At 66.9% G+C, this 11159-nt stretch carries 10 protein-coding genes; 4 read left to right on the forward strand and 6 right to left on the reverse strand.

Going from position 1 to position 11159, the window contains the following annotated elements:
• Nucleotides 1–14 precede the first annotated feature (14 nt).
• Nucleotides 15–1421, reverse strand: coding sequence for an NlpC/P60 family peptidoglycan endopeptidase RipA (gene ripA, locus AU194_RS29630; RefSeq protein WP_059092801.1), 1407 nt, complete (start codon nt 1419–1421; stop codon nt 15–17).
• Between the two features lie 223 nt (nt 1422–1644).
• Entirely contained in the window at nt 1645–2181 is a 537-nt protein-coding gene (locus AU194_RS29635) for a DUF6676 family protein (protein WP_157576592.1), read from the reverse strand.
• 159 nt (nt 2182–2340) lie between these two features.
• Between AU194_RS29635 and acnA the strand changes: the two genes are divergently transcribed.
• Nucleotides 2341–5142, forward strand: coding sequence for an aconitate hydratase AcnA (gene acnA, locus AU194_RS29640; protein WP_059092802.1), 2802 nt, complete (start codon nt 2341–2343; stop codon nt 5140–5142).
• Nucleotides 5143–5154: 12 nt separating this feature from the next.
• Nucleotides 5155–5733, forward strand: a complete 579-nt coding sequence (locus tag AU194_RS29645) for a TetR/AcrR family transcriptional regulator (RefSeq protein WP_059092803.1) — start codon at nt 5155–5157, stop codon at nt 5731–5733.
• On the opposite strand, the gene AU194_RS31555 is transcribed toward AU194_RS29645, so the two are convergent.
• From AU194_RS31555 to trxA, 4 genes are all read right to left on the reverse strand, one after another.
• A complete protein-coding gene (locus AU194_RS31555) occupies nt 5726–5926 on the reverse strand; it encodes a helix-turn-helix domain-containing protein (protein WP_082698913.1) in 201 nt (66 codons plus the stop codon). The two genes, AU194_RS29645 and AU194_RS31555, sit on opposite strands and share 8 nt — an antisense overlap.
• A 123-nt stretch (nt 5927–6049) precedes the next feature.
• On the reverse strand, nt 6050–7687 hold the full coding sequence (locus AU194_RS29650) for an ABC-F family ATP-binding cassette domain-containing protein (RefSeq protein ID WP_059092804.1): 1638 nt from the start codon (nt 7685–7687) through the stop codon (nt 6050–6052).
• Between the two features lie 134 nt (nt 7688–7821).
• On the reverse strand, nt 7822–8655 hold the full coding sequence (locus tag AU194_RS29655) for an enoyl-CoA hydratase (RefSeq protein ID WP_059092805.1): 834 nt from the start codon (nt 8653–8655) through the stop codon (nt 7822–7824).
• Nucleotides 8656–8673: 18 nt separating this feature from the next.
• On the reverse strand, nt 8674–9039 hold the full coding sequence (gene trxA, locus AU194_RS29660) for a thioredoxin (RefSeq protein ID WP_059092806.1): 366 nt from the start codon (nt 9037–9039) through the stop codon (nt 8674–8676).
• A 130-nt stretch (nt 9040–9169) separates the two neighbouring features.
• Between trxA and AU194_RS29665 the strand changes: the two genes are divergently transcribed.
• Nucleotides 9170–9979 (forward strand): hypothetical protein, encoded by an 810-nt coding sequence (locus AU194_RS29665; RefSeq protein WP_059092807.1) that lies wholly within the window; start codon nt 9170–9172, stop codon nt 9977–9979.
• Between the two features lie 42 nt (nt 9980–10021).
• On the forward strand, nt 10022–11159 hold a 1138-nt coding region (locus AU194_RS29670; RefSeq protein ID WP_059092808.1), incomplete at its 3' end, for an HNH endonuclease signature motif containing protein.

Below are 11159 nucleotides of genomic sequence, written 5' to 3' on the forward strand. Positions count from 1 at the left end.
TGAATCCAACAATCTCACCATTCAATCAACCGGGTCGCGTACGGGGTCATGCCGCTGGTGCGCACCGGCGAGATCTTGACCACCGACCCGGTGTAGGGGGCTTCGAGCATCTGACCGTCGCCGAGGTAGAGCGCGACGTGCTGGCTGGCGTTGGGTCCCCAGAACAGCATGTCGCCACGCCGCATCTGCGAGTTCGGCACCTTGCGGCCTGCGTTGTACTGGGATCCGGAGTAGTGGTCGAGTTTGATCCCGACTCCGGCGAACGCGTACAGCATCAGGCCCGAGCAGTCGAAGCCGACGGTGCCTGCGCCGGAATCGATTCCGCGGCTTGGGCCGGCGGCGTTCCCGCCACCCCACGAGTACGGCACGCCCATCTGCGACATGGCGCGTTTGATGACGTACTCGGTGGCCTGCCTGCCGTAGACGCGCGGGATCGCACCGTTGGTGAACCCGGACGGGGTGGGCAGCAGGCCGATCTTCTGCAGGAAGGAACGGCCCATCTGCTGGGTCACCTGCGCCGAGGTGGCGGTGATCCCGAGGATGGCGTTGATGATCGCGATCGGGTCGCCGCTGACGAACGCGCTGGGGATCGCGGGCAGCGTGGGATCCCATGCGGTGTTCCAGTTCTGGGTCGCCGGCGCCGGTGCGCCCGGCGCGCGGTCCCAGTTCGCACCGGGAGCCGACGGGGCCGCCTGCGGGGCGGCGGGCGCGGTGGATGCGGACGCCTTGCGGACCTCGGCGAGCCGCGCTTGGGCGGCGGCCCGCTCGGCCGAGAGGCGGTCCAGTTCGGCCTGCTGACCCTTGAAGTTCTGCTGCGCCTCGGTGAGTGCGGCGACCGCGGCGCGCTGGCTGGCCTCGGCGTCGGCGGTGGCCTGGTCGGCCTTCTGCTTGGCAAGGCGCGCAGCGGATTCCTTGTTGACCTGTTCGGTGCGGGCGCGCTGCAGGTTCTCGATGACGCGCGCCGAACTGACCGACAGCGTCTGGGCGGTCGAGGCGGTGTGCAGTACGTCGGCGGGGTCGGCGGCGGTCACGTACGACGACGACGGACCGCTGACATAGGTGGCCGCGGCGAAGGTGTCGAAGCGCCTCTGGGCGGCTTCGATGGCGATGGTGGCGTCCTCGATCCCGCGCTGGCTGGTCTCGAGCTCACGCTGAGCGGTGGCAGCGGCGTCACGGGCGTTCTGTACGTCGACGATCGCCTTGTTGACGCTCTCCTGCGTGCTCTGGACGGTGGCGCCGAGGTCCTGCAGCTTCTGGTTGGCGTTGGCGACGGCGGCCACCAGCGTCGCGACGTCGTTGGTGTCCGCGGACGCGGGGGCGCCGCCCCACAGCGCCGTCGACATCAACAGACCCGCGGTGAGGGGCAGCGCGCACATCCGGCCGACTAGCCGGGATGCGGAGGCGCGAGCGGTGCGTCTCATTCGACTCGAGTCTCCTTGGGGTCGACGCGAACGTGGTGCACGTCCGGGAGGGGCACCGATGCACACAAGTCACATCAGGCACAGCGACATCATTGGGTACCGAATGCACCGTACGTCACAATCGACGCTGAAGAAACTTTAGTCACAAACTACATGTTTGTAATTGAATTAACTGTTATCGAATAGTGATCTTCGAAATGGCGCAGCGCGACGAGAAACGGCGTCAGCGCTGGTCAGAGTCTGTCGGCGCGGTTTCGACCGCAGCCGCCCGTTTGCCTCGAATCTGTAACCATCGCGTCGCCGCGGTGGCCGCCGCGACCCCTAAAACAACGACAATGGTCAATGCGGTCCAGGGGAAATCCGGAGTGGTGAGTTGGCCGACGAAATTCTTCGACGACTGCACCGGATCGCCGGTCTTGGCGAGGTCCTGACCGGCCTCCAGCGTCACCCGGTCGAAGACCGAACTGTAGGTGCCGGCGAACGACGGGCTCATCGCCAGCACGGTCGACCCCGGGTAGACCTGGCCGACCTCGGTCGCGATGTCGCGCAGCGGGGTGTCGATCGGCGGATTCGTATCGATGACGACGATCTTGAGATCGATGCCGTCGGAGCGAGCCTCCGAGACCACCTGCCGCAACGCCGCCTCATCGGCCCCCGGCGCACTGACGCCGTCGTCCCCCACGTCGGCGATCACCTTGTTCATGTCGACATCCGGCGGAATGAAGCCGGGCAGAAAGGGTACGACCTCCGGCGCAGTCACAGGCAGCACGGTACCGCGACGATCTCCGCGGGGGTGGCACGACCCACTGCCGAGGACAAGACTGTGGGGGAGCCCCAGGTGTTTGCAGGACAAACGTACTGTTAGAATCGGCTATGCCGCCGACACAGCCCGTCGCGGCGAGAACAACCGGGAGTTGATGTGAGCAGCAAGGATTCTTTTGGAGCCCGTGACACCCTGACCGTCGGGGACAAGTCTTACGAGATCTACCGCCTCGACAAGGTTCCCGGCACGGAGAAACTGCCGTACAGCCTCAAGGTGCTCGCGGAGAACCTGCTGCGCACCGAGGACGGCTCGAACATCACCAAGGACCACATCGAGGCCATCGCGAACTGGGATCCGCAAGCCGACCCGAGCATCGAGATCCAGTTCACCCCGGCCCGCGTGATCATGCAGGACTTCACCGGCGTGCCGTGCATCGTCGACCTCGCCACCATGCGTGAGGCGGTCGGCGACCTCGGCGGCGACCCGCAGAAGGTGAACCCGCTCGCGCCCGCCGACCTCGTCATCGACCACTCCGTGATCGCGGACCTGTTCGGCCGCGCCGACGCCTTCGAGCGCAACGTCGAGATCGAGTACGAGCGCAATGGCGAGCGCTACCAGTTCCTGCGCTGGGGTCAGGGCGCGTTCCACGACTTCAAGGTCGTCCCGCCCGGCACCGGCATCGTCCACCAGGTCAACATCGAGTACCTGGCCAGCGTCGTCATGGACCGGGACGGGGTGGCCTACCCCGACACCTGTGTGGGCACCGACAGCCACACCACCATGGAGAACGGCCTCGGCGTGCTGGGCTGGGGCGTCGGCGGCATCGAGGCCGAGGCCGCCATGCTCGGCCAGCCGGTCTCGATGCTCATCCCCCGCGTCGTCGGCTTCAAGATCACCGGCGAGCGGCGGCCCGGCGTGACCGCCACCGACGTGGTGCTGACCGTGACCGAGATGCTGCGCAAGCACGGTGTGGTCGGCAAGTTCGTCGAGTTCTACGGTGACGGCGTCGCCGAGGTGCCGCTGGCCAACCGCGCCACGCTCGGCAACATGAGCCCCGAATTCGGTTCCACCGCAGCCATTTTCCCGATCGACGACGTGACGATCGACTACCTGCGGATGACCGGCCGCAGCGACGAGCAGTTGGCGCTGGTCGAGGCCTACGCCAAGGAACAGGGCATGTGGCACGACCCGAGCCGCGAGCCGAAGTTCTCCGAGTACCTCGAGCTCGACCTGGCCGACGTGGTGCCCTCGATCGCCGGACCCAAGCGTCCGCAGGACCGCATCGCCCTCGACGACGCCAAGAGCGCGTTCCGCAAGGACATCCACAACTACGTCGAGAACGGCAACTCCGCGGCGCACTCCAACGTCGACGAGGCCGTCGAGGAGACGTTCCCCGGCAGCGATCCGGTGGCGCTGTCCTTCGCAGACGAGGATTCGGTCGAGGTGGTCTCCGCCGCCAACGGGGCCGAGGGCCGCCCGACCAACCCGGTCACCGTCAAGTCCGACGAACTCGGTGAGTTCGTCATCGACCACGGCGCCGTCGTGATCGCCGCGATCACGTCCTGCACCAACACCTCCAACCCCGAGGTGATGCTGGGCGCGGCGCTGCTGGCCAAGAATGCCGTCGAGAAGGGCCTGACCAGTAAGCCGTGGGTCAAGACAACGATGGCGCCGGGCTCGCAGGTCGTCACCGACTACTACGACAAGGCCGGCCTGTGGCCGTACCTGGAGAAGCTGGGCTTCTTCCTGGTCGGCTACGGCTGCACCACCTGCATCGGCAACAGTGGTCCGCTGCCGGAGGAGATCAGCAAGGCCGTCAATGACAACGACCTGTCGGTGACCGCCGTGCTGTCGGGCAACCGCAACTTCGAGGGCCGGATCAATCCGGACGTCAAGATGAACTACCTGGCGTCCCCGCCGCTGGTCATCGCCTACGCGCTGGCCGGAAGCATGGACTTCGACTTCGAGAACGACTGCCTGGGCACCGACAGCGATGGCAATCAGGTGTTCCTCAAGGACATCTGGCCGTCGCAGCAGGACATCAACGACACGATCGCCAATGCGATCAACACCGAGATGTTCAAGAAGAACTACGCCGACGTGTTCAAGGGCGACGACCGGTGGCGCAATCTGCCGACGCCGAGCGGTGACACCTTCGAATGGGCCGAGGACTCGACCTACGTGCGTAAGCCTCCGTACTTCGACGGAATGCCCGCCGAGCCGGAGCCGGTCAGCGACATCTCCGGTGCGCGGGTGCTGGCCCTGCTGGGCGATTCGGTCACCACCGATCACATCTCCCCCGCGGGCAGCATCAAGCCGGGCACCCCGGCCGCGCAGTACCTCGATTCGCACGGCGTGGAGAAGAAGGACTACAACTCCTACGGTTCCCGCCGCGGTAACCACGAGGTGATGATCCGGGGCACCTTCGCCAACATCCGGCTCAAGAACCAGCTGCTCGACGACGTCTCCGGCGGCTACACCCGCGACTTCACCAACGGCGGCGAGCAGGCGTTCATCTACGACGCCGCGCAGAACTACGCCGAGCAGGGCATCCCGCTGGTCGTGCTCGGTGGTAAGGAGTACGGCTCCGGCTCGTCGCGTGACTGGGCCGCCAAGGGCACCAGCCTGCTGGGTGTGCGCGCGGTGATCACCGAGTCCTTCGAGCGCATCCACCGCAGCAACCTGATCGGTATGGGCGTCATCCCGCTGCAGTTCCCCGAGGGTGAGTCGGCGGCGTCGCTCAAGCTCGACGGCACCGAGACGTTCGACATCACCGGCATCGAGGCCCTCAACGAGGGCAAGACGCCCAAGACGGTGCACGTCAAGGCGACCAAGGAGAGCGGCGAGACCGTCGAGTTCGACGCGGTGGTGCGCATCGACACCCCCGGTGAGGCCGACTACTACCGCAACGGCGGCATCCTGCAGTACGTGCTGCGGAACATGCTCAAGTCCAAGTAGCAGGTCGGATTCATGCCTCGGGTAACCGACGACCATCTGGCGGCGCGGCGCCGTCAGATCCTCGACGGCGCCCGGCGCTGCTTCGCGAAGTACGGATACGACAAGGCGACCGTGCGGCGGCTCGAAGAAACCATCGGGCTGTCGCGCGGCGCCATCTTCCATCACTTCCGGGACAAGGACACCTTGTTCTTCGAACTGGCGCGGGAAGATGCCGCGCGGATGGCCGACGTCGCCTCCCGCGAGGGGCTCATCCAGGTCATGCGTGACCTGTTGGCGGCGCCGGACCAGTTCGACTGGCTAGCAACGCGGTTGGAGATCGCGCGCAAACTGCGCAACGACCCGGTGTTCCACCAGGGCTGGGAGGAGCGCTCCGCCGAGCTGTCGGCGGCGACGAGCGCACGGCTACACATGCAGAAGGAAGCCGGGCGGCTGCGCGACGACGTCCCCAGCGAGGTGCTGCAGACCTACCTCGATCTGGTGCTCGACGGACTCGTCGCGCGGCTCGCTTCCGGCGATGATCCCAAACAGCTGGGCGCCGTCCTCGACCTCGTCGAGGCGTCGGTGCGCCAGCAGACTCCCAGCGTCAGTTGACAGTCGACCTGCGCGACCGGTGGTTGGGCCCACCGCGGCTGCGCATCGTGGTACCGGACTCACGCAGCATGCTGTGGATCGAGCCGTAGGAACGACCGGTTTTCGCCACCAACGCGCGGATACTCGCGCCCCCCTCATATTCGGCCCGCAACTCGCTCAGTAGTTCTTCCCGGGACTTTTCAGACTTCTTCATTGACATCTCCCCGCTTGTTGCGATGCCCCGACTGCTTTCGAGAGTTACCCAGCGCAGCAGTCGCTAACCCAGGGGGCGGGGAGATTTCGTCAAACGGTTCGCAATATGACCCGGCGGGACCGATCAGGCCAGCTCGATGAGCTCGCGGTACTCGTCGGACCAGTAGTCCTCGGTGCCGTCGGGCAGCAACACCACCCGCTGCGGTTCCAGTGCCTCGGCAGCACCCGGGTCGTGGGTGACCAGGACGACGGCGCCCCGGTAGCTGCGCAGGGCGTCGAGCACCTGTTCACGCGAGGCCGGGTCGAGGTTGTTGGTCGGTTCGTCGAGCAGCAGCACGTTGGCCGTGGACGCGACGAGCCCGGCCAGCGCGAGGCGCGTCTTCTCACCGCCGGACAGCGTGCCCGCCGGCTGGTCGAGCTGCGGTCCGCTGAACATGAACGCACCCAACAGCCCGCGCAGATCCTGCTCACCGGTGTCAGGGGCGGCGTGCCGGATGTTCTCCCACACCGAGGCGTTGCCGTCGATGGTGTCGTGCTCCTGCGCGAAGTACCCCAGCTTCAGGCCGTGTCCGGGTTCGATGGCGCCGGCGTCGGCCTTCTCCACCCCGGCGAGGATCCGCAGCAGCGTGGTCTTGCCTGCACCGTTGAGTCCGAGCACCACGACGCGCGACCCCTTGTCGATCGCGAGGTCCACCCCGGTGAAGATCTCGAGTGAACCATAGGTCTTGGTGAGCCCCTTGCCCACCAACGGCGTCCGACCGCACACCGCAGGCGTGGGGAACCGGATCTTGGCGACCTTGTCGGCCACCCGCTCTTCGTCGAGCTCGGAGATCATGCGCTCGGCGCGCCGCAGCATGTTCTGTGCCGCAACGGCTTTGGTCGCCTTGGCGCCCATCTTGGCGGCCTGGGTGCGCAGCGCGGACGCCTTCTTCTCGGCGTTCGCCCGCTCGCGACGCCTGCGTTGCTCATCGGTCGCGCGGGCGTCGAGGTACTTCTGCCAACCCATGTTGTAGACATCGGCCTCGCCGCGGACGGCGTCGAGGAACCACACCCGGTTCACCACGGCGGCGAGCAGTTCGACGTCGTGACTGATCACGACGAGCCCGCCGGCGTGGTTCTGCAGGAAGGTGCGCAACCAGCCGATCGAGTCCGCGTCGAGGTGGTTGGTCGGCTCGTCGAGCAGCAGAGTCGTAGACGAATTCGAACCGGCGGCTCCCCCATCCGAGGCCGCGAACAGGATGCGCGCGAGTTCCACCCGGCGCCGCTGCCCGCCCGAGAGGGTGCGCAACGGTTGAGTGAGGACGCGTTCGGGCAGTCCGAGGCTCGCGCAGATGCGGCCTGCTTCGCTCTCGGCGGCGTAACCACCGAGCGAAGCGAACCGTTCCTCGAGTTCGCCGTAGCGCCGCACCGCCTTGTCGCGGGCGGCGTCGTCGGCGACCTCGGCCATCAGAGCCTGCTGTTTCTCCAGCTGGGACAGCAGGGCGTCCAGACCGCGCGCCGAGAGCACCCGGTCACGGGCCAACATGTCGAGGTCGCCTTCGCGCGGGTCCTGCGGCAGGTAGCCGACCTCGCCGCTGCGGGTGACCGTGCCTGCGTACGGCTCGCCCTCGCCGGCGAGGATGCGCATCGTGGTGGTCTTACCCGCGCCGTTGCGTCCGACCAGCCCGATGCGGTCGCCGGGCTGGACGCGCAGGGCGGCACCCTCCACGGAGAGCAGTGTGCGCGCCCCGGCGCGGACCTCGAGGTCCGTTGCGGTGATCACGGGCGCGACTCCTCATGGGGTGAAATGGGACGATTCCGGGCGCGGCGGAACGGCCGCCGAAAACGATGGTTGTTTTCGAGAGTAGCCGCAGGTCGGCGCGCGGCGCCAACTCATTACCGCCGTCGTGGCGACCCTCACGCTTTGTCGTCGGTGAAGACTGCGGGACGCTTCTCCTTGCGGGCCGCGACGGCCTCCTCGAAATTCGCGGTGAGCAGGCGGACGTAGAGCTGCCCGAGGCCCTCGGCCTGCATGTGACTTTCCAGGCTGCCGGCGTCCAGACCGCTCCACAGTGTGCGTTTGGTCAGCTCGACGCCCGGGCGGGAGAACGCGGCGATGCGTTCGGCCAACTCACAGCAGACGTCGAGCAGATCGGTCTCCGCGACGGTGCGGGAGACCAGTCCGATGCGCTCGGCCTCGGCGGCGTCGACGTCGCGGCCGGTCAGCATGATCTCGAAAGCGCGGGACGAGCCGATCGCCCGCGGCAGAAGGTAGCTCAAGCCCAGCTCGCTGGCCGTCAGACCGTTGTTGATGCCCGCGGCGCGGAAGTAGGCGCCCGAGGCGGCGACGCGGATGTCGGCGGCCAGCGCCAGGCACAGTCCGCCGCCGATGGCGGCGCCGTTGACCGCGGCGATCACCGGCTGGTGCATCCTGCGCAGCGCGAGGATGACGTCGTCGAGCACCTCCATCGAGCGCAGGCCGTAGGAGGGCCGGGTCAGGCCGTCGACGTGCGGGACGGATCCGGCCGATTTGTGGTCGGCGCCGGAGGAGAATCCCCGGCCGGCGCCGGTGAGCACGACCGCGCGCACGTCGTTGTCGTAGGTCAGCTCGTGGAGCACCGACCGCAGCGGCACCATGACGTCGAACGCCATGGAGTTCATCCGCTCCGGCCGGTTGAGCGTCACCACCGCGACGTGCGGACGCGGACGGTCGACGAGGACGTACGGGTCGTGATCGGTCACGCAGTGCACGCTAGCGCGTGCACCGGGTCACTCTGACTCGGCGCGCTCCTGTTCGGCCATCGCGGCGTCGATGTCGAATTCCTTGACCTTCTGGACGAGGTCCTCGAGGGCAGCGGGCGGAAGCGCACCGGCTTGGTTGAAGACCAGCTTGCCCTTCTTGAACGCCATCAGGGTGGGGATGGACCGGATGTCGGCCGCCGCGGCGAGCTGCTGCTCGGCTTCGGTGTCCACCTTGGCGTGCACGACGTCGGGGTGCTTCTCCGAGGAGGCGGCGAACGTCGGGGCGAACTGGCGACACGGCCCGCACCACGAGGCCCAGAAATCGACGAGCACGATCTCGTTGCCGGTGATCGTCTCGTTGAACTGCTCTGCGGTGATGTCTTGAGTTGCCATAGTCGTCCTAACGTTGTGACCTTGGTGTCTGTTCCCCGAGCGCTGCCGCGCAAACCCGGGAATGTCGGTGGTCCCCCGCATACTCACCGTCGAGGCGTCGAAGAAGCCTCTGCAGCAATGGGGGTCTCAGGTGAGCAAGCGATCGTCCGATGCAGCCGACGGTATCGGCGGCCTGATCTTCTTCGTGCTCATTTTGATCGCACTCGTCCCCAAGCCGGTGTGGATCTTCCTCGGCGTGCTCGTCGGAGTCGTGCTCATCGGCTGGTTCGTCGCCTGGATCGTCTCATCGGAGAAGGAGCGCCGCGCCGCTGTCGAGGAACAGGAACGTATCGAGCGGGCCGAGAAAGCGGCGGCGGCCAAGCGGCAACGCGAAGAGCGACTCCGGAAGGAGAAACAACGCCGCATCGACACCCTCGGCAAGGACAACGCCGCGCTCGTCGAGTCGGCGCTGAGCGCGGTGCGACGAATCGCCAACTCCGAAGCGGCGCATGCCGGATGGTTGGGAGATGTCGACTTCACCGCCGACATCAAGGGCGTCACCGCGACCTTCGAGAAGGCGTTCGCCCTACGCAGGGTGACCAGCAGGCTGGCGGCACTTGACAAGCCCAGCGCCGATGATCGCAAGATTCTCGCCGAGGCGCGGACCACCATCGCGAAGCTGGAAGACGCTGCGCGCGAACGCGTCGAGCTGATCCGGAAGTGCGCCAAGGAAGCGCAACTCATCGACGAATCCCTGCGCACCGAGCGCGAGGACGCCCGCGTCGCCGAACAGCGCGCCGAACTTCATGCCAAGTTGAGCGCGATGCTCTACGGCATCGCGGCCGCCCCGGACACCACCACACCGGCGGACTCGACAGCGGATGCGGTCATGGCGCGCGTGCAGGCCTACCGGGAAATCAAGAACCAGATCGAACTGGCCCGCGACGACGGCGGCGAATAGCTGTCACCGCTTGATGTCGTACCCCTCTGTTTGTATGGGGTCATGGTTTCCAGCGCACCGAGTTTCATTCCGAGCACGCCTCGGGAAGCGCAGCTGGAGGCGTTGTTCGACGAGATGTCGGAGTTGGCGGGGCAGCGCAACGCGATCGATGCGCGGTTGGTGGAGATCGCCGCCGAAATCGACGGCGACCGCCTGTGGGGTGCCACCGGGGCGCGGTCGGTCACCGCGCTGGTGGCCTGGAAGATCGGCTGCTCAACCACCAACGCCAAAGCGATCACCGCCATCGCCGACCGCATCGACGAATTCCCGCTGTGCGTGCAGGCCTTGCGCGAAGGCCGGCTGTCACTGGATCAGGTCGGCGTCATCGCCGACAAAGCCGCCCCCGGATCCGATGAGCACTACGCCGAGTTGGCGAAATCCGCCAGCGTCAACCAACTCCGCACCGCGATCCGGCAGGAACCCAAACCCACGCCCGAACCCGCACCTGAAATCGATGAGGACGAGCCAGAACCGGAGCTCGAACCTCCCTGCTCGATCACTCAGACCTCCGATGACCAGTACACCTTCTGGCGGATCCAACTCACCCACGCCGAGTCGGCGAAATTCGAAGCCGCGCTGCAATCCCATCACGACGCACTGATCGCCCAGTTCAAACGCGACCACGGCGAGACCCTGGCGGCGGTCCGGCCACCGATGCCCACCCGCGGTGATGCCTTCATGGCCCTGATCGAAACCGGCTGGGACACCGACGTCGCCCGCCGCCCGCACAGCGCCCACACCACCGTCGCGGTGCACCTCGACATCAAAGACCGCATCGCCGCCCTACACCTGGGACCGCTGCTCCCGGACGCGGATCGGCGGTACCTGACCTGTGATGCGACCTGTGAGGTGTGGTTCGAACGCGACGGCCAGCCCATCGGTGTTGGACGCACCACCCGGCTGATCAACCGCCGGCTGCGGCGGGCGTTGGAACACCGCGACCGCACCTGCGTGGTGCCCGGCTGCGAAGCCACCCGCGGCCTGCACGCCCACCACATCATCCACTGGGAGAACGGCGGCGAAACCGAACTCGACAACCTCGTGCTCGTCTGTCCCTACCATCATCGGGCGCATCACCGCGGGATCATCACCATCACCGGACCCGCCCACCAACTCGTCGTCACCGACAGCCGAGGCCGGA

This window comes from Mycobacterium sp. GA-2829 (assembly GCF_001499965.1).
Classification (GTDB): domain Bacteria; phylum Actinomycetota; class Actinomycetes; order Mycobacteriales; family Mycobacteriaceae; genus Mycobacterium.

Bases quoted from the DNA above. Each gene is read 5' to 3' on its own strand.
- ripA (WP_059092801.1), bottom strand. From the start codon at position 1,421: ATGAGACGCACCGCTCGCGCCTCCGCATCCCGGCTAGTCGGCCGGATG.
- AU194_RS29645 (WP_059092803.1), top strand. From the start codon at position 5,155: ATGCCTCGGGTAACCGACGACCATCTGGCGGCGCGGCGCCGTCAGATC.
- AU194_RS31555 (WP_082698913.1), bottom strand. From the start codon at position 5,926: ATGAAGAAGTCTGAAAAGTCCCGGGAAGAACTACTGAGCGAGTTGCGG.
- trxA (WP_059092806.1), bottom strand. From the start codon at position 9,039: ATGGCAACTCAAGACATCACCGCAGAGCAGTTCAACGAGACGATCACC.